The sequence below is a fragment of the Metasolibacillus sp. FSL H7-0170 genome, assembly GCF_038593115.1.
In the GTDB taxonomy this organism is placed as follows: Bacteria; Bacillota; Bacilli; order Bacillales_A; family Planococcaceae; genus Metasolibacillus; species Metasolibacillus fluoroglycofenilyticus.
In genome coordinates this window covers 983,076-1,001,778 of record NZ_CP151964.1, presented here as the reverse complement: position 1 = coordinate 1,001,778, position 18,703 = coordinate 983,076, and the positions used below count along the sequence as shown (strand labels likewise).

Below are 18,703 nucleotides of genomic sequence, written 5' to 3'. Positions count from 1 at the left end.
GTTGCAAGTGAAGTGGACAGAGTTGTCAGTTTTAACAACACATGAGGCAGTAGACGCTGTATCAAATATATTGCATGAGGCAGGTGCGAGTGGTGTTGTTATAGAGGATTCAATCGAATTAACGAAGGAAAGAATTGATCAATTTGGTGAGATTTATGCATTAAATCCAGATGATTTCCCGAAAAATGGTGTAGTAGTAAAAGCATATTTATCTGCCACAAGCTTTTTAGCTGAAACGGTTGAAGAAATCCGACTTGCAATCGCGAATCTTGTTAATTTCGACATAAATATAGGTGAAAATTTACTAACGACAAATGAAGTGCAGGAGGAAGACTGGGCAACAGCTTGGAAACAATACTATCACCCAGTAAAAATCTCAGAGCGCTTTACAATCGTCCCAACATGGGAGGAATACACGCCTGTTTCAACAGACGAGTTAATCATTGAGCTTGACCCCGGTATGGCTTTTGGTACAGGGACACATCCAACAACGGTCATGTGCTTACAGGCTCTTGAAAAAGTTGTCCAGCAGGGGCAAACGGTTGTTGATGTTGGTACAGGGTCAGGTGTCCTATCAATAGGTGCAGCAATGCTTGGTGCAGAAAAAGTGCATGCACTTGACTTAGATGAAGTCGCTGTAAAGTCTGCTCAGGAAAACACGCAATTAAATAAAGTTGAGCATATTGTTAAAGTATTCCACGGCAACTTATTAGACACAGTGAAAGAGCCAGCAGATGTTATCGTTGCCAATATTTTAGCTGAAATTATTATGAGCTTCACAGATGATGCTTTTTCTATCGTAAAGCCGGGCGGTGTTTACGTAACATCTGGTATTATTGGTGCGAAAAAAGATGATGTTAAAGCGGCTCTTGAAGCATCAGGCTTCCAAGTGGAAGAAATTTTAATGATGGAAGATTGGGTAGCGATTATTTCTCGTAGACCTTAATGCGAGTAGGAACGCAAATATAGAAACAATCTGGGGTTTTGGCTGTCGGGAAAGATGAAATCTTTCTTGGCAGCCACTTTTCTCTTCATAATTAAGGAGCGATTATATGCAACGATATTTTATTAATGAACAGTTTGACGACAAGGCACAGCTAGAAATTATTGGGGAGAGTGCCAAGCATATAAGCAAAGTCATGCGTATGCAAATTGGTGATGAATTAATTGTTGTAACAAATGGGGAAGCGTATATTTGTACAATTGTTGTTTTGGATACAACAATTATTGTAGAAAATACTGGTCGCACAGTTGCATCACCAGAAATGCCAATTAAAGTTGATATTGCATGCGGTTTACCTAAAGGTGATAAACTTGAACTCATTACGCAAAAAGCGACAGAACTAGGTATGCACGCGTTAATTCCATTTGCTGCGGAACGTTCCATCGTCAAATGGGATGATAAAAAAGGAGAGAAAAAGACTGAGCGCCTGCAAAAAATTGCGCAGGAGGCAGCCGAGCAATCGCACCGTACATATGTCCCTAGCATTTCTCAGCCTATCTCATTCAAGCAATTGCTTGAGCTAATACCTAAATACGATGCCGTTTTCATTGCAGATGAAGAAGATGCAAAGCAATTACAACGTACAAAGTTTGCGGATAAGCTAAAAAAGGTGTATGATAATAAATTGGAATCAATATTATGTATTTTTGGTCCAGAAGGAGGCATATCGCGTCAAGAATCTGCTAGCTTATTAAAAGCAGGTGCTGAAACGATGTCGCTTGGTCCTAGAATTTTACGTGCAGAAACCGCACCATTATATGCGCTTTCTGCCATTTCATATGAATTTGAATGAAAGAAAGAGGTGTCGAAGCCTTGAGAACAGTAGCATTTCAAACTTTGGGATGTGCGGTAGTGAAGAGACTTACGATTGCGTAGGAATGTAGATGTATCAAGGGTTCAATAGCTTGGAAAAAATCACTTGAAATTTGGAGTTTCAAGTGATTTTCTCGTTATACAATGATTTTTTCAATAATAATTTGCTTGAAATCAGACAACATCTCTCTGCCCATAGCATCCGAAAGTTCTCGATAATCAACAAGCCTAGAATTTTGCATTTGTTACAAAAAATGATTAAACGGCTTGAGTCCTTTAGAATACAGGGCTGAAGCCGCATAAAGCATCTTTATTATTTTCCCTGACTACTTGATAGGGAGCAGTTCATTAGCAGTATTTGTGGACTTTTATGTATTTCCAAACAAGCTCTAGTTAACTTAATAAGAAACTGTTCCACAACGTTTCATCAACCATAAAAAACCCCTCGTGTGAACAGCCAGCCAACAAACACTTATCATTTTGATAAAACATTAAGTCTTCTGGTAATTTTGGGTTATGCCACTCAAAAAGAGAATTGCTCTTTTCTTTTAAAAATTCACTTGTAGCATCGTTTATCTCAAAATAAAAAACATATGCTGTATTACCCGCACCAAGTGCTGTTGTCTCCCATTTTGATTGTATATTGGTTTTGATTAAATTTCCTTGAATTTTAGTAATCAGATTAGTGATATAATCAAGGCGCTCCTTTTCATTTTTCATCATTTGTCTATTTTCGACAAAAGCAAAGTAATCGCAATGTTCAGATAATATGTTTATTAATTTTTTATACTCTTCACCTATTACATTTTTGTTTATCATTAACATATGAATGCCTCCAGCGTATAACTTTTTTTATAGCAATTTTTATCTTTTGATAATTATTAAACTCTTCTACTCTTTTAATTAAAAGTATAACATTTCCAAACCTTTGTTTGGTAATTTTATTTAAATCCGCGTTTTTCTGATATTACTCTTTTTGTATAATCGCTTGAGCAACTTTAACTTCCCCCTAGATGAATTGGAGTAGACTTGCGTTCAAGTGTATTAAATATTCTAAATAACTCTGAAATCACTTTAAATATGTGTGCTTGAGTCCGCTTTAAATTTCCGCTAGCAAAAAAATCCCAAACTATGTATAAACCAATTAGGGTTGACGTTTACAATAGTTCGGATATTTCTATAAAAGATACATTGTTATGTTAAATTTTTAAATTGAAATTTTTTAGAATCGGTGGCTCCCAAATAAAATCATATATTTGTTTAAAACTAAATTTAACTACTTGTCTTTAACAAACTTATAAGTGAATATACTAAAAAACATCTAAGTTTAGAATATGTTAGTTTTTCCAAATATTACCCATGTACCATGAATGACCATTTCCGTTTACAAAAATCCCTCGTTCTGCATCAAATACTTCTCCGTGATAATGCGGTAAATATCTAGGGAAAGGCCCATGTTGTTCAGGACCTCTTACAATAGTTCTAAAAATACTTTTTGCATAGGTCTCGGTTCTACCAAAAACACTTTCACCCAAAGCCAATCGAGCTCGAGCCTCAGCTTCAGATATTCCAGGACCAATTACTACTATACTCTGTTTAGCATCACCGTTTGGTAAGTGGGTCCAAGCAGCATGATATTTATGATTTGGATACTTATTTGTTATTTCAGCGATGTTAGTAGGAATAGTATATTCTAACCCACTAATATAAATCAATGTACCGGCTAATAAGAGTAATTCAATACCTTTTGCTATATATGGTAACGCTAATGGTACAGCAAAACCAAAGTAAGGCGTAATATTACCATTGTCTATTTTTTGATTTAAATCTTGAAAATTAATAATACTTCCATCTGCAATGTTAATTAGATAACCTTGCATTTCGTTTGAATCACCTTCTATATTTTCTAATACAATTTCGTATTTAACAAGACCAGTTTCCATATACATCTTCTTAGATAATTTATCAACGGAAACGGTATATCTTTTTCCATCTTCAAAATAACTTACCTTTGTAAGATTATCAGTAGTAATTACTTCGGTTCCAGGAGGTAAGAGGTTATCTTCTGGGTTTTCAGCATTTGCTACATTATGTAATGGAAAAAGTGTAGTAAACACCATAGCCATCACTAAAATATTAATAAAAAAGTTCTTTAATTTAATTTTTCCTATCATTTTATTTATCTCCTTATTATAATTTAGATTCTAAGAGCCACCAGGTAAATTATACCAATAAAACAAATAAGAAGTAAATAAGTAATTTAAAATATTTTTTTAATTATAAAGGTAAAATAGGTGTTATATATATTATAATTTATATAACGGAATTAGAGTTTTTTTAACATTTATTTTTTCGTTATATTAAGATGTTAGGGTAATTGCTTTTAATAACTTACTTTTCCCTCTATTATTTTCGCCAATAGAGATGACTAATTTATTTAAATTCAGTTCGATATTTTTAAATTTCTATAACCCCTAATATAAGGACTTAAAAGTAACATTTTTTCTCTCTGTTCTTCCATATTTACAATTAATAATCGCTCTGCCCTATAATTAACATATTTCTTCCTCTGCCTGAAATTAATGTATCCTCAAAAAACATTGGATAAAATATATCTATAAATTTCAAACTTATTAAAAATCATATTCTAAAAAATAGCTGATTTTTGTTTCAAAATCATTACTGCCTATTCCATGTTTGAATCCAGAACTTATCCTTAAAGAATAAAGTAAAATTTTCTAGAGTTTTTTCTGATTGACTTTTTGAAATTCTGAAACTGTATTTAATACCGCCCTTAGATTTCTTATACTTACTGATTCCAAGAAAGCCATTCAATAACGTAAAACACCTAGATTCAAATCAGATACATATACTAACCGTTCATCTTTTGAATAAACAAATTTATAATTTATACTCTCATGTCCTAATAATTCTATAGGACCAGCATATAAAATCTCTTCGATAAACAATTCATGATCAAAATATGGTTGGTATTATAAATCTAGTAAATTATTTTCATCATGTGATTTTATTTTAATCCTGAATTTTACCTTCCCAACCTTTTTTCATTCCCTACCAACTTGCTTATTTTTCAGATAAGATAAGTGGGACAGGTAATGCCCATTCAGTCAATTCTGTTTTATCAACTGAATCAAACGACTTACGAAAAGAAGCTAGAGATGTAGTTAAAGATTCCAGCGAACATGCTTTGGCGAGATATCCCAATTGAACCGAAATGGGATATCAAGAAAAATAGTGACGGTTAAAACGCGTTCTGGTATGGCTTCAAGGGACATTTAGCTGTCTCCACAAAAAGCCAATACATTTTGGCTCGATTAATGTCATCCAGCAATTTAAGTTATAGTAAAGCGGTAATTTCCTTACTGAAAAAGGTAGTTGAATTAATATCGAACCATACTTATGTTTCCTTTGGCTTTTCTCGCACGTGAGCTAGAAGAAATCAGAACTATTCTCAGTGAAAGTATTTGAGGCTTTATGAAGCTTATTTTATAATGGAGGATGGAACAAAGAAATAATATTGTCATATTCAGATGGGATATATAAATAGGAAGAAAATAAAAAAAGAAACGAGCGAAATTAAAAACTAGGCTCATTTCATTTTTTTATGCTATTATAAAACACGTTGATAATTTGAACATATAAAGCAATTTCGAAAGGATGATATATATGAGTAACAAGCTTCGAAAAACCGTGGCTATGTCTACATTAGGTTGTAAAGTTAATCACTACGAAACTGAGGCCATATGGCAATTATTTAAAGAGCAAGAATATAATCGCATCGACTTCGAACAGCAGGCAGACGTTTATGTCATTAACACTTGTACAGTAACGAATACAGGGGATAAAAAATCACGTCAAGTTATACGTCGTGCGGTACGTCGTAACCCTGATGCAGTTATTTGTGTAACCGGCTGTTATGCTCAAACATCGCCAGCGGAAATTATGGCAATACCGGGTGTTGATATCGTCGTTGGTACACAAGACCGTCATAAAATGCTCGGCTTAATTAAGCAATATCGTGAAGAGCGTGAGCCAATTAATGCAGTGCGTAATATTATGAAAAATCGCGTCTATGAGGAATTAGATGTACCCGCATTTACAGACCGTACACGTGCATCTTTAAAAATTCAAGAGGGCTGTAATAACTTCTGTACATTTTGTATTATTCCATGGGCGCGTGGCTTAATGCGTTCACGTGATCCGCAGGAAGTTATTCGCCAAGCGCAGCAATTAGTTGATGCAGGCTATTTAGAAATTGTTTTAACGGGCATCCATACAGGTGGATATGGACAAGACTTTAAAGACTATAATTTAGCGCAATTATTACGTGATTTGGAATCGCAAGTGAAGGGTTTAAAGCGTCTACGTATTTCTTCAATAGAAGCATCACAGTTAACAGATGAGGTAATTGAAGTGCTGCGCAATTCAAAAATTGTTGTCAATCATCTTCATATACCAATACAGTCAGGCTCAGATACTGTTTTAAAGCGTATGCGTCGTAAATATACGATGGAATTTTTCGCAGAGCGCATTACAAAATTGGCTGAAGCATTGCCAAATCTAGCGGTGACATCTGATGTTATCGTTGGCTTCCCAGGCGAAACAGAGGAAGAGTTTATGGAAACATATAATTTTATTCGTGATCATAAATTTTCGGAATTACATGTATTCCCATACTCTAAACGTACAGGCACACCTGCAGCACGTATGGAGGATCAAGTGGATGAGGAAATTAAAAATGAGCGTGTACATCGCTTAATCGAGTTAAACAATCAACTCGCAAAAGAATATGCATCTCGCTTTGAGGGGGAAGTAATGGACATCATCCCTGAGGAGCGCTTCAAAGAAACAGACAACGAAAATTTATATGTTGGCTATACAGATAACTATTTAAAAGTTATTTTTGAAGGTGCAGAAGAGATGATTGGTAAGCTTGTCAAATTAAAAATTACAAAAGCGGGCTATCCATATAATGAAGGACAATTTGTCCGCGTACTAGAAGAACAAATACAATAACAATGAGAGATTGAAGGCGTCCAAAATGCCGTGCAGTTGCCGGCTTTTTGGACGCTTTTGTTGATGTTTCTTCAAAAAATTCACTCGGATAGAATAGCAGAAGATTCATTGGAAAGGAGTTGTCCGAAAAGTCCATTTTGTTTTGCCACTGCATTGAAATCAATGTTTTCATTGCTTCCCTTTTACTGAAGGAGTACACTGCTAAAGCCAATGTTCATCCCACTTTTAAAAGAGGCATTTTCTGTTTATATGAATCAACATTTTGTGAAGCATCACCGCTCCTGTCCAAAATGCCGGCTATGCACGACTTTTTGGACAGCCCTATGAACGTGAATAAGTGAAAATTGACATTTCATTGATTACGCAAGACGAGGCTATCTTTTAGATAACTCGAGTTTTCCATTTTTCACTTGAAATGAAAATCACTTAGAAGGACGTGTGCTTTCGATATATTTCAAGGTTGCCAAAATCCTCCATATATTTTATAGCGCACCATCCACACAAAATCTAAAGCTCTAGTTCTTATCTTGCCATCTACTTAAACTTACGATAAAGTTAGAAAGCGATTAATCAATTATGCCTCGACTAACTCTAGTTCAGGTCTTTTCGAGCTTGCTCGGAAACTGCTTTTGGAAATTTATGACATCCGCTGGGGCTATAGGCAACAAGATGTTGGTCACTCAGTCGTTATCTTAGTATGCGATGTTCTTAGACTGAGTTCTTATGATGAGGTTGTCCGAAAAGCTTTTTTATTTCACCTCCGCATTTAAATAAAGGTTTTTATTGCTTTATTTTTATTGAAGGTGAACACCGTTAAAGCCAATGTTCACCTCACTTTCAAAAGATTTCTTCTCTATTTAGTTGAGTCAATCTTTTGTCAAACATCATCGCCGCTATCCAAAATGCCGGCTATGCACGGCTTTTTGGACAGCCTTAAGAAGTTAAATTTAAAGGAGGAACTTCCATGGAGCAAACTTATATTGAAATTGTCAATGCAAGAGAAAACAATTTGAAAAATGTCAGCCTACAAATTCCGAAAGGGCAGATTACTGTTTTCACAGGAGTTTCAGGCTCTGGGAAATCATCAATCGTTTTTGATACAGTTGCTCAAGAGGCTGGTCGCCAATTGAATGAAACGTATAGCAGCTTTGTGCGCACATTTTTACCGAAATATCGTCGCCCAGAGGCAGATGCAATTCATAATTTATCAACGGCGATTGTTGTGGACCAAAAGCGCTTTGGTGGCAATGCGCGTTCGACATTAGGTACGGCTACAGATATTAATTCGCTGCTGCGACTGCTATTTTCACGCTTTGCAAAACCGAGCGTTGGCTATGGAAATGCTTATTCCTTTAATGACCCAAGTGGAATGTGCTTACAATGTGAAGGGATTGGGAAAATCATTACATTGAATATAGACACAACATTAGATAAAGAAAAATCATTAAATGAAGGGGCGATTTTACTGCCAGGCTTTGGACCGGGAACATGGCAATGGAAGGCATATGCTGACTCGGGCTTTTTCGATAATGATAAAAAAATTAATGATTACACAGATGAAGAGCTACATCAATTAATGTATGCGGAGCCACAAAAAGTTGTTGTTACCTATCAAAATAGTGAAATAAATGCAACGTACGAAGGCGTTGCTGTGAAATTTATGCGTCAAAATGTCAAGACAGATAAAGATACGACAAAGGCTGCGGCGAGTAAGTTAGAGCAATTTACGACGATGTGTAGCTGTCCTACATGTGATGGAAAGCGCTATAACGAAAAAGTGCTATCCTCGAAAATTTTAGGCTTGTCCATTTATGATATGACAGCGATGCAGCTTGATGAGTTAATGGCTACTTTGCAAAAAATTGAGGAACCACTCGCACAGCAATTAGTCGGAGGTATAACGGAAAGATTGCAAAGCTTATGCGATATTGGTCTTGGCTATATGACGTTAACGCGGGAAATGCCGACATTATCAGGTGGGGAATCACAACGAGTCAAAATGGTTAAATATTTATCGAGTAATTTAACAGGTTTGATTTATATATTTGATGAGCCGAGCACAGGTCTGCATCCACATGATGTTTATCGCTTAAATGATTTACTTATTAAATTGCGTGATAAAGGCAATACCGTCCTCGTAGTAGAGCATGACCCTGATGTTATCCAAATTGCAGACCATGTTATTGATGTTGGTCCTGCTGCTGGCTCCAAAGGTGGACAAATTATGTTTAGCGGTAGCTATGAAGAGCTTTTAACATCCGATACATTAACAGCGCAATATTTAAAATCAGCAGCAACAGTCAAGGCAAATCCGCGTCCTGCAGCAGAATTTTTAGAGAGCGAGGCAAGCTCTTTACACAATTTGAAAAACGTTAGTCTACGTGTGCCAGTAGGGGTATTGACTGCTGTGACAGGGGTAGCTGGTTCTGGTAAAAGTACGCTAGTGCATGAAGTGTTTGCTAAAAAATATCCTGAAGCGATACGCATTGACCAAAGTGCTGTACATGCCAACAGTCGCTCGAATCCTGTTACTTATACAGGTGTTATGAATTCAATTCGCAAAGCCTTTTCGGATGAAAACGCTGTTGAGGCAGGCTTGTTCAGTTATAATTCAACGGGGGGCTGTGAGGGCTGTGGTGGTACTGGAACAGTTGAATTGAATTTGTCATTTATGGATAAAGCAGAAGTAATTTGCTCTGAATGTGATGGCACACGCTACAAAAAGGAAGTACTTCAATATACGTATAAGGACAAAAATATTGTAGAAGTAATGGATATGACAGTGGCAGAGGCAGTAGAATTTTTTGAGGCGAAGGATATTAAGCGCAAATTAACAAGCTTAAATACAGTTGGTTTGTCTTATTTAACTTTAGGGCAGCCGCTAAATACATTATCTGGTGGAGAATGCCAACGCTTAAAGCTGGCAAAGGAAATGTCGACAAAAGGGAATCTATACATTTTAGATGAGCCTACAACAGGCTTACATATGTCTGATGTTGCGACAATTTTAACGATTATGAACAAGCTTGTAGACAAAGGAAACACAGTAATTGTTATTGAGCATAATTTGGATGTAATTCGCCACAGTGATTGGATTATTGATATAGGTCCTGAAGGGGGAATCGGTGGCGGAGAAATTTTATATGAGGGTCCACCCGCTGACATTGTGAGCTGTGAACGCTCGATTACGGCTAAACATTTGACGCAAGAATAATAGAACTAGAACGGTGCTTGTACAGTGAGCTAAAATACCACTGTGCAAGCATCTTTTGTATTTTTATTGAGCTAATTTTAATGCCCTTTTTTTAACTTTAAAATGAATAAATGATTATGCATTAAAACGAATTTTCCCGTGAGACTTAGTATGTGAAAAGAAATTCACGCTTTTTTATTTAACATTTCTCTTTCAAGGGTAAACTATGATATAGTTGTACGTACAACATATATTTTAAAGGAGCTATCATCATGACTCAAAATTATGCAAAAATGATTGACCATACTTTATTAAAGGCGGATGCTACACGGGGGCAAATTGCGGAAATTTGCGTGGAGGCAAAGCAATATGATTTTGCCTCAGTTTGTGTTAATCCAACATGGGTTAAGTACAGTGCGGAGCTTTTAGCAGGTACTGATGTGAAAGTATGTACAGTAATCGGCTTCCCATTAGGCGCTACGACTTCAGCGGTCAAAGCATTTGAAACGAAGGATGCCATTGCGAATGGTGCTGGTGAGATTGATATGGTTATTAATATTGGCGCACTCAAAAATGGTGAGTATGATATTGTGTTGAATGATATTAAAGCGGTTGTAGAGGCTGCAAATGGAACGCTTGTGAAGGTGATTATTGAAACATGCTTCTTAACAGACGAAGAGAAGGTGAAAGCATGCCAATTATCTGTTGAAGCAGGTGCAGACTTTGTAAAAACATCAACTGGCTTTGGAACAGCAGGTGCAACAGCGGAAGATATTGCTTTAATGCGCAAAACAGTAGGACCAGATTTAGGTGTAAAAGCTTCTGGTGGTGTTCGTAGTTTAGAAGATATGAAAAAAATGGTTGAGCACGGAGCAACGCGTATTGGAGCGAGCTCTGGCGTTGCAATTATGAATGGTTTAACTTCTGAAACTAACTATTAAGCGCCCTGCCGCACGCTGAAAAGAGGGTAGATATCACAGATTTTGAAGCGAGATCTGCGTGATGCAGGTCAGTTAACCGGTGTCATAGGACATGACGGTTTTAGGTTGTTAGCTCGAAAAAATCTGGGTATAATTATGCCGAGACGTAATTGAAATGTGATAGTTTTTATTGACTGACTGCTAATCTTGCGTTATAATTTTTTAGTACACACTAAGGATTTTATTAGTGTTGTATTGACGTGTGTTCGGAGGGAGGGAAAGAGAGATGTCAAAAACTGTCGTTCGAAAAAACGAATCGCTTGAAGATGCTCTTCGCCGCTTCAAACGTACTGTATCAAAAAGTGGTACAATTCAAGAAGTTAGAAAGCGCGAGTTCTACGAAAAACCTAGCGTAAAACGTAAAAAGAAATCAGAAGCTGCACGTAAACGTAAGTGGTAATTTTTTCCTAAAATCCCTACGTTCAAAACACGCAATTTTATGATTCACTGAGCAGACAACAATGATACACCCCAATTTTTACATTGTAAAAATTGGGGTGTTTTGCTTTCGAAAAAAGTAATTTTATTGTTAGATAAATCTATAAATTTCTTAAAAATGCACAATTTTTGCTCGTAAAAAATAAATTATTATTGAAAAATGTATAGTATTATGGTTATAATAATGACAAAAATTCAGCACAATTTTGTGTATTTTGTAACAGGGGGTTTTGGGCCTGTCAAATATCGAAAAGCTTTGCAAAAAATATACGAGTCTATCAACGGCAGATATTGCAAAGTTGCAGCAACTAGAAACGACACTAGCGTATTATGCTGAATTGGCAGAATGCTATATGTTCATCGATTGTCTCGTTGAGGAGCAGTCACACGCAATTGTCGTGGCAGAGGCATTCCCTAAAAAGCAAAATAATTTATATGAGCAATCGGTCATTGGCAAGCTTGTTTTTGAAAGCTTTGAACCCGCGGTATTTTCTGCTTTTAGAAAAGGTGAAAGGGCTTCTGTGTCTAGGGCAATTACACAGGAAGGAATTACGGTTGAGCAACACGTCATTCCCATTTTTAATGATGATGAGCAAGTGATTGCTGTCTTAATTAAGGAAAAGCGGATGGCAGTAAAGGAGCAAAACGATGAAGTTGTGCAGCAAATGCCTTTTGCATTGATTGAGCATATTGTGAAGCCTGATTTTCAACCAGTTCCTGTCGTTTCAGACTTGCTAGTAGAATCAATTATTTTAACGAATCATGAAAATAAAGTGATTTATACAAATCCTGCTGGCTATCGTTTTATATCCGAGTTATCAGGACGCGATTCGTTTGATAATATTGCGTTAAATGAGATTTTTCCATTTCTTCAAGAAATATATGATAAAGACGACGATGTCTTTTTCATTGAAATTACGATTGATGGAAAATCATTTATTGTCAAGAAAATTCCTATTCGCAATCAAAGTGAAAAGGTGACGCTCTTAATCATTCATGATTTGACCGAGCTGAAATTGAAAGAAAATGAGCTAATGATGAAAACTTTCGCCATTCGTGAAATTCATCATCGTGTGAAAAATAATTTGCAAACGGTCACAAGCTTACTCCGTCTGCAAATGCGCAATGCGGTATCAGCATCACATACAGTGGCCTTTCAAGAAGCTTTAAATCGGATCTATAGCATTTCCTCTGTCTATGAACTCATTTTAGAAAATGAGGACAATGCAGAAGAAAAGGTAGATGTCATTGCACTAGCTAGAAAAATTGGTGACAAAATGATTGACACAGCACATAGCGCTGATATTCAATTAAGAGTGCATCATAATGATTTACAACTGTTTTGTCACTCTAAAAAAGCGGTATCGCTTGCACTAATTATTAGCGAGTTATTGCAAAATGCATTGAAATATGCTTTTATAGGTCGTAAGGAAGGTTTAATAAATATTCACTTTTATCAAGATAATTCGGTTATTTCGCTCCATATTTCCGACAACGGCGTCGGTATGCATGAAGCGAAGCCATCATTAGGAATGGAAATTATTACGCGGCTTGTCGAATATGACCTAGCGGGTACATTTACGATTATCCCTAGCGATAGAGGTACACATACTCAAATTCAGTTTCCTGTATGTGAGGAGGTATTTATTCTAAATGACTAGGAAAGTAATGATTGTTGAAGATGAATCGCTTATTGCAATTGACCTACAATATATTTTAGAAGATAATGGCTATGAGGTTGTAGCACATGCGAAAAATGGAGAAATAGCGATTGAGTTAGCCTATCTCCACAAACCGCACCTCATACTGATGGATATTAAAATGCCAAAACTAGATGGTCTAAAAGCAAGTAAAATTATTGAGCAGCAGTTTGGAATACCAATTCTTTTTATCTCGGCATATAGTGAAAAAGAATTGCTATCATACATGAAGCAAGATAATGTACTTGGCTATGTGATGAAACCTTTCTCAGAGAAAAATGTACTACCAGCGTTGGAAGTCGCTTTTCATCAAATTGAGAAGTTTGACCGTTTAAGTGGGCAACTACAGCAGGTTCAAAATCAGATGGAAAAACGTAAAGTCATTGAGCGAGCTAAGGGATTGCTCATGCAGCTAGAAAATATTAGCGAAGAAGAGGCTTACAAAAAAATCCGCAATGAGAGTATGCGGACACAGCAGGAAATGGTGCATATCGCACAGCAAATTATCAATACCCAACAAGTAAATAGCTAAGCAAAGGCGCTTAAAGAAAAAGTATTTTTCTTTAAGCGCCTTTTTTATATAGATAAAACAATAAAGGGGTGTATGAGTCTATGGAAATGATAGGAACGGTCATCGTTTATATTATTATGATTTGTGCAGTATTAGGCGCAATCGGAGCAATCCGAGATGCGGAGTATGGGATTGGAAAAGAGTTCATGAATGGTATGCATACGGTAGGTCACATTTTCGTGCCTGCAGCGGGTATTATGGCGTCCATTCCATATTTAACTTGGTTTATTAGTAATTTTATTAGCCCCATTTTCGAAATGATTGGTGCGGATCCAGCGATTGCAGCAACAACCATTTTAGCCTCAGATATGGGAGGTTATCAGCTAGCAAATGCCTTGAAAACATCCTATGAAGGCTGGGTAATGGCATTAGTTGTTGGTTTTATGTCAGGGGCGACGATTGTATTCTCCATTCCGATGGGACTAGCAATGTTAGACAAACGTGACCATAAGTATATGGCGTTAGGTATTATGGCTGGAGTTTTAACGATACCGATTGGTGCATTTATTTCGTCTATTATGATTGTGACATTCAATACGGAAGTTCGTGAAATTATTAGCACAACAGAGGCACCTACATATGTGTTTGCAATTTCTGTGTTACAAATTTTAATTAATTTACTGCCGTTATTTATTTTCGTTATTTTAATTGCACTTGGTTTAAAGCTTGTTCCAAATGCGATGATTACAGGCTTTATGTTATTTGGACGCATTATGGATGCTGGAATTAAATTAGTGCTTGTGTTCTCAATTGTCGAAATTTTCACAGGTCTTTTCTCAACAATCTTTGGCGCATGGGGCTTTGACCCAATTATGGCGGACGAAGCTGACCAATTCCGAGCATTAGAAACAGCCGGTTATATAGGAATTATGTTAGCGGGTGCATTCCCAATGGTTTATTTGATTCGAAAATATGCATCAAAACCATTGGAAGCTGTTGGAGGCAAGCTTGGTTTATCATCAGCGGGAAGCGCGGGTCTTTTAGCAACAGTAGCTAATATTTTAGCGATGTTTACACTTGTGCGTGATATGCCGCCAAAAGATAAAGTTATTAATATCGCATTTGGTGTTTGTTCCGCATTCCTACTAGGTGACCATTTATCGTTTACGGCAAACTTCCAGCCGACAATTATTTTACCAGTTATCGTTGGTAAATTATTAGCGGGTATTATCGCGATTTACTTAGCGTACAAGCTATCAGTACCAACTGCTTTAAAACTAGAGCAGGAAGACCGTAAAGCTGGCGTAATTAAAGAAAATGAGTATTTAACTTAAGTAAAAAATAGTAAGGAGTGAGTGGTGTGGGCGAGGAGAAAAAACGATTTATACAGGAGTTTGTGCCTGGTAAACAACTAACATTGAGTCATTTAATTGCGAACCCAGATCCTGATATGTTTCAAAAATTAGGTATACAGGAGGCAGGTGCTTTAGGCATTATGACTTGTACACCAAGTGAAACAGTGATTATTGCAGGAGATTTGGCAACGAAATCTGCCAATGTCCGTCTTGGCTTTCTAGACCGTTTTACAGGGAGTCTTGTTATTGTTGGCAGCGTATCAGAAGTGGAAATGGCGATGATTGAAATCAATCGATTTTTATCTGAAAGCTTAGGCTACACACCATCACGAATTACGAAATCATAGGAGTGCCCATATGAAAAATCGCGTGATGATTATAGGTGGCGTTCAAGCTGGAAAGTCGACGCTAATGAATGCGTTATTAGGAAAAAATAGCTCAGCAAATAAGACGCAGGCACTTGTCTACGAGGATTGGATTGTAGATACACCGGGGGAATATATTGAAAATCCATTGTATTACAGGAATATTATGGCGACATCGTTAGAGGTAACACATGTAATTTATTTGCAAGATGCGACCTCCTCTCGCACTGTTTTTCCGCCACAATTTAGCTTGGGTATTCCAAAAATACAAATCGGTGTCATTACAAAAATTGACCATCCACAGGCTGATGCGGAGCGAGCAACAAGCTTATTGAAAAATGTAATGATGCGAGGGCCGATTGTTAAAACATCTGCACTAGAAAAACGAGGAATTGAGTTTATTGCACCGCTAATTGAATTAAATGACACAGCAGCAATTAAACAATTTGTGTTAGATAGTGCAAGTCCTTATCTCGAATATTGCGAACCGTGAATGGGGGGAAGGGTGAATTGACAACAGAAGAAATTTTGAGTGCAGGTATCGATATTGGTACGAGTACAACAAAAATGGTCGTTAGCCGCTTCTTATTACGCAATGTAGCAGGGTTAACACATGTGCCACGTATTGAAATTATTGAGAAAAAGCTCGTACATCAAAGTCCCATCATTAAAACGCCCTTTAAAAGCAAAGATGTAATTGATATGGAAAAAATACAACAATTTATTTTTCAGCAATACCAACTAGCAAATGTGTTGCCAGAAAACATTTCAACAGGTGCAATTATTATTACAGGTGAATCGGCAACGAAACACAATGCGAGTGAGGTAGTGCATACTATTTCAGATAGTGCAGGAAATTTTCTAGTAGCTACTGCTGGTCCAGACTTAGAAGGCATTATTGCGGCAAAGGGCTCGGGTACCGTACAGCAATCAAAGAAAACGGGAAAAGTGATAGCCAATATTGATATTGGTGGGGGTACTGCAAATATTGCAGTCGTTCAGTATGGAGAAGTAATAGGCACATGTACAATGCATATCGGTGGCAGATTATTAGAGTTTCAAAATGGCGTCATCCACTCTATCTCACCACCTTTAGAACGTTTGATGCAGCGCTGGGATAACCCTTTAAAAATTGGTGATGCAGCAAATGACCCGCGCATTGCCAAGTGTATAGAGGAAATGGTCACAGTGCTTGCACATGTGCTAACAGGTCAATTAACTAATGCGCAACATCCGTTATTATTAGGGCATTTACCAAATTGGTCAAAGCAAGTAGAGGCTGTCGTTTTTTCAGGTGGTGTAGCCGCTTGTATTTACGAGGATAATTGCTCCATGCGCCAATATGACGATATCGGTGAAAGATTAGCAAAAGCGTTGCAACAGCATGTAGGGCTGCAATCATTTTTATGGATAAAGCCAGAAGAAACGGCACGAGCTACTGTGACGGGAGCAGGTACACAAACAACCGATATTAGTGGGGCGACAATTCAGGTTGATGCGGCTGTCTTACCATTAAAAAATGTGCCTGTTTTCCAGTGTAATATGCATGCGTCAATGGCTAATATTAACAGCATTGTTGCAAATGCAGTCGCACAGGCAAATACGCTTTTTTCTGTGCAAGAAAGCCCCATGCCTTATGCGCTCTATTTTAGCCAGCTACCATATTTGAGCTTTCAAGATGTGCATGAGCTATGCCAAGTCATTTTGCAGCAATTCACCTCAAGGAGCACGATACCGATTATTTTAATTATTCAATCGGATTACGCTAAAGTAATTGGTCAGACGATTCAATCAATTAATAAGGAAGTGCCAATTATTTGCATTGACCAAATTAAGGTAGAAACAGGTGATTATATCGACATCGGGGAAGTGCTGCCATCTGGCGTAGTACCTGTTGTTGTCAAAACACTTGCATTCCACTCACAGTAAAGGAGGATGGACGTGAATTTATCAGTTATATTGGGTGGAGAAAAATATAATTTTAAATCGCTGAAAGATGTGATGGCGAAGGCCAATGAAGAAAAATCAGGCGACCGTCTTGCGGGAATCGCAGCCGAGACGGTGCAGGAGCGCATCGCAGCGAAGGCTGTATTAAGCGAATTATTAATAAAGGATATTCGAGAAAACCCACTTATTCCAGAGGATGATGAAGTATCACGCATTATCGAGCAGGATGTCAATGAGCAAATTTATGGAGAAATTAAAAATTGGAGCATTGAGCAACTGCGTGAATATATTTTATCGAATGATACAGGCGACCGAGAGTTAAAGCGTCTGAGCAAAGGAATGAATTCCGAAATCATTGCGGCTGTGACAAAGCTTATGTCCAATTTAGACCTTGTACATGCAGCCAATAAAGTAGAAGTTTTATCAACATGTAATATTACAATCGGGCATAAGGGGACATTGGCATCACGCCTACAGCCGAACCATCCAACAGACAATATCGATGGAATTATCGCCTCCTTGAAGGAAGGTTTGTCTTACGGAATTGGTGATGCAGTTATCGGTATTAACCCTGTAGATGATTCAGTCGAAAGTGTAAAAAAAGTATTGCATGCAACAAAAAACTTTATCAATGAATGGGACATTCCAACACAAAACTGTGTGCTAGCACATATTACGACACAGATGAAGGCCATTCAGCAAGGTGCACCAGCAGATATGATTTTCCAAAGTATTGCCGGCACAGAAATCGCAAACCGTTCCTTCGGTATTTCCGCTGATTTGATTCGTGAGGCTGAGGCATTAATTAAAAAGCAGGGCACAGGCACTGGTCCGAATTTATTTTATTTCGAAACAGGGCAAGGCTCCGAGCTTTCAGCCGAGGCGCATTACGGTGTTGACCAACTAACGCTTGAATCGCGTAACTACGGCTTTGCTCGTCATTTTAATCCATACATCGTCAATACGGTTGTAGGATTTATTGGTCCGGAATATTTATACAACAATAAGCAAGTAATTCGAGCAGGGCTTGAAGACCATTTCATGGGTAAAATGCATTGTTTACCGATGGGTGTGGATATTTGCTACACGAACCATATTAAAGCAGACCAAAATGATGTTGAGGATTTAAGTGTGCTATTAACTGCTGCTGGCGTCAATTTTATTATTGCTGCGCCAATGGGAGATGATGTCATGCTGAATTATCAATCGATGAGCTATCATGATGTAGCGACATTGCTGCAAACTTTAGGGAAAACACCCGCACCAGCCTATTTAGCTTGGCTAGAGAAAATGGGCATTTATGAAAACGGTCGTCTTTCTTCAAGAGCAGGCGATATATCGCTGTTTGAAAGGTAGGTGGA

15 protein-coding genes and 1 pseudogene are annotated in these 18,703 nt (G+C 37.4%); 14 read left to right on the top strand and 2 right to left on the bottom strand.

The window, feature by feature from the left end:
- Positions 1-7: 7 nt before the first annotated feature.
- Both prmA and MHH70_RS04795 read left to right on the top strand, forming a co-directional pair.
- On the top strand, positions 8-946 hold the full coding sequence (gene prmA, locus MHH70_RS04800; RefSeq protein ID WP_342472691.1) for a 50S ribosomal protein L11 methyltransferase: 939 nt from the start codon (positions 8-10) through the stop codon (positions 944-946).
- Between the two features lie 106 nt (positions 947-1,052).
- The gene (locus tag MHH70_RS04795; protein ID WP_066164117.1) at positions 1,053-1,796 is read left to right on the top strand and encodes a 16S rRNA (uracil(1498)-N(3))-methyltransferase; all 744 of its coding nucleotides are present in this window, start codon (positions 1,053-1,055) and stop codon (positions 1,794-1,796) included.
- Positions 1,797-2,209: 413 nt separating this feature from the next.
- On the opposite strand, the gene MHH70_RS04790 is transcribed toward MHH70_RS04795, so the two are convergent.
- Positions 2,210-2,641, bottom strand: coding sequence for a stage III sporulation protein AH (locus MHH70_RS04790; protein ID WP_107942469.1), 432 nt, complete (start codon positions 2,639-2,641; stop codon positions 2,210-2,212).
- A 512-nt stretch (positions 2,642-3,153) separates the two neighbouring features.
- Positions 3,154-3,990 (bottom strand): hypothetical protein, encoded by an 837-nt coding sequence (locus MHH70_RS04785; RefSeq protein WP_107942470.1) that lies wholly within the window; start codon positions 3,988-3,990, stop codon positions 3,154-3,156.
- Positions 3,991-5,034: 1,044 nt separating this feature from the next.
- Here MHH70_RS04785 and MHH70_RS04780 point away from each other — a divergent pair.
- From MHH70_RS04780 to MHH70_RS04725, 12 genes and pseudogenes are all read left to right on the top strand, one after another.
- A pseudogene (locus MHH70_RS04780) lies at positions 5,035-5,226 on the top strand (IS5/IS1182 family transposase); the annotation flags it as partial.
- 277 nt (positions 5,227-5,503) lie between these two features.
- Entirely contained in the window at positions 5,504-6,853 is a 1,350-nt protein-coding gene (mtaB, locus tag MHH70_RS04775) for a tRNA (N(6)-L-threonylcarbamoyladenosine(37)-C(2))-methylthiotransferase MtaB (RefSeq protein ID WP_342472690.1), read from the top strand.
- Between the two features lie 964 nt (positions 6,854-7,817).
- Positions 7,818-10,067 (top strand): excinuclease ABC subunit UvrA, encoded by a 2,250-nt coding sequence (locus MHH70_RS04770; RefSeq protein ID WP_342472689.1) that lies wholly within the window; start codon positions 7,818-7,820, stop codon positions 10,065-10,067.
- A gap of 251 nt (positions 10,068-10,318) precedes the next feature.
- Positions 10,319-10,987 (top strand): deoxyribose-phosphate aldolase, encoded by a 669-nt coding sequence (deoC, locus tag MHH70_RS04765; protein WP_342472688.1) that lies wholly within the window; start codon positions 10,319-10,321, stop codon positions 10,985-10,987.
- A gap of 265 nt (positions 10,988-11,252) precedes the next feature.
- A complete protein-coding gene (rpsU, locus tag MHH70_RS04760) occupies positions 11,253-11,426 on the top strand; it encodes a 30S ribosomal protein S21 (protein ID WP_004227078.1) in 174 nt (57 codons plus the stop codon).
- A gap of 268 nt (positions 11,427-11,694) precedes the next feature.
- Positions 11,695-13,125, top strand: coding sequence for a PAS domain-containing sensor histidine kinase (locus tag MHH70_RS04755; RefSeq protein WP_107942473.1), 1,431 nt, complete (start codon positions 11,695-11,697; stop codon positions 13,123-13,125).
- Positions 13,118-13,696 carry a response regulator gene (locus MHH70_RS04750; RefSeq protein ID WP_066164103.1) on the top strand — a complete coding sequence of 193 codons (579 nt, stop codon included), beginning with the start codon at positions 13,118-13,120 and terminating at the stop codon, positions 13,694-13,696. The genes MHH70_RS04755 and MHH70_RS04750 overlap by 8 nt, the downstream gene beginning before the upstream one ends.
- 80 nt (positions 13,697-13,776) lie before the next feature.
- Positions 13,777-15,009: an ethanolamine utilization protein EutH gene (gene eutH / locus MHH70_RS04745; protein ID WP_066164099.1), complete on the top strand. Its 1,233-nt coding sequence runs from the start codon at positions 13,777-13,779 to the stop codon at positions 15,007-15,009.
- Between the two features lie 26 nt (positions 15,010-15,035).
- Positions 15,036-15,377, top strand: a complete 342-nt coding sequence (locus MHH70_RS04740) for a BMC domain-containing protein (RefSeq protein ID WP_066164095.1) — start codon at positions 15,036-15,038, stop codon at positions 15,375-15,377.
- Positions 15,378-15,387: 10 nt separating this feature from the next.
- Entirely contained in the window at positions 15,388-15,888 is a 501-nt protein-coding gene (locus tag MHH70_RS04735; RefSeq protein ID WP_107942474.1) for a EutP/PduV family microcompartment system protein, read from the top strand.
- Between the two features lie 17 nt (positions 15,889-15,905).
- Positions 15,906-17,324, top strand: a complete 1,419-nt coding sequence (locus tag MHH70_RS04730) for an ethanolamine ammonia-lyase reactivating factor EutA (RefSeq protein ID WP_342472687.1) — start codon at positions 15,906-15,908, stop codon at positions 17,322-17,324.
- A gap of 6 nt (positions 17,325-17,330) precedes the next feature.
- On the top strand, positions 17,331-18,698 hold the full coding sequence (locus MHH70_RS04725; protein WP_066164079.1) for an ethanolamine ammonia-lyase subunit EutB: 1,368 nt from the start codon (positions 17,331-17,333) through the stop codon (positions 18,696-18,698).
- The last annotated feature ends 5 nt before the right edge of the window (positions 18,699-18,703 follow it).

Bases quoted from the DNA above. Each gene is read 5' to 3' on its own strand.
- MHH70_RS04795 (WP_066164117.1), top strand. From the start codon at position 1,053: ATGCAACGATATTTTATTAATGAACAGTTTGACGACAAGGCACAGCTA.
- MHH70_RS04790 (WP_107942469.1), bottom strand. From the start codon at position 2,641: ATGTTAATGATAAACAAAAATGTAATAGGTGAAGAGTATAAAAAATTA.
- MHH70_RS04785 (WP_107942470.1), bottom strand. From the start codon at position 3,990: ATGATAGGAAAAATTAAATTAAAGAACTTTTTTATTAATATTTTAGTG.
- mtaB (WP_342472690.1), top strand. From the start codon at position 5,504: ATGAGTAACAAGCTTCGAAAAACCGTGGCTATGTCTACATTAGGTTGT.
- MHH70_RS04770 (WP_342472689.1), top strand. From the start codon at position 7,818: ATGGAGCAAACTTATATTGAAATTGTCAATGCAAGAGAAAACAATTTG.
- deoC (WP_342472688.1), top strand. From the start codon at position 10,319: ATGACTCAAAATTATGCAAAAATGATTGACCATACTTTATTAAAGGCG.
- rpsU (WP_004227078.1), top strand. From the start codon at position 11,253: ATGTCAAAAACTGTCGTTCGAAAAAACGAATCGCTTGAAGATGCTCTT.
- MHH70_RS04750 (WP_066164103.1), top strand. From the start codon at position 13,118: ATGACTAGGAAAGTAATGATTGTTGAAGATGAATCGCTTATTGCAATT.
- eutH (WP_066164099.1), top strand. From the start codon at position 13,777: ATGGAAATGATAGGAACGGTCATCGTTTATATTATTATGATTTGTGCA.
- MHH70_RS04735 (WP_107942474.1), top strand. From the start codon at position 15,388: ATGAAAAATCGCGTGATGATTATAGGTGGCGTTCAAGCTGGAAAGTCG.
- MHH70_RS04725 (WP_066164079.1), top strand. From the start codon at position 17,331: ATGGACGTGAATTTATCAGTTATATTGGGTGGAGAAAAATATAATTTT.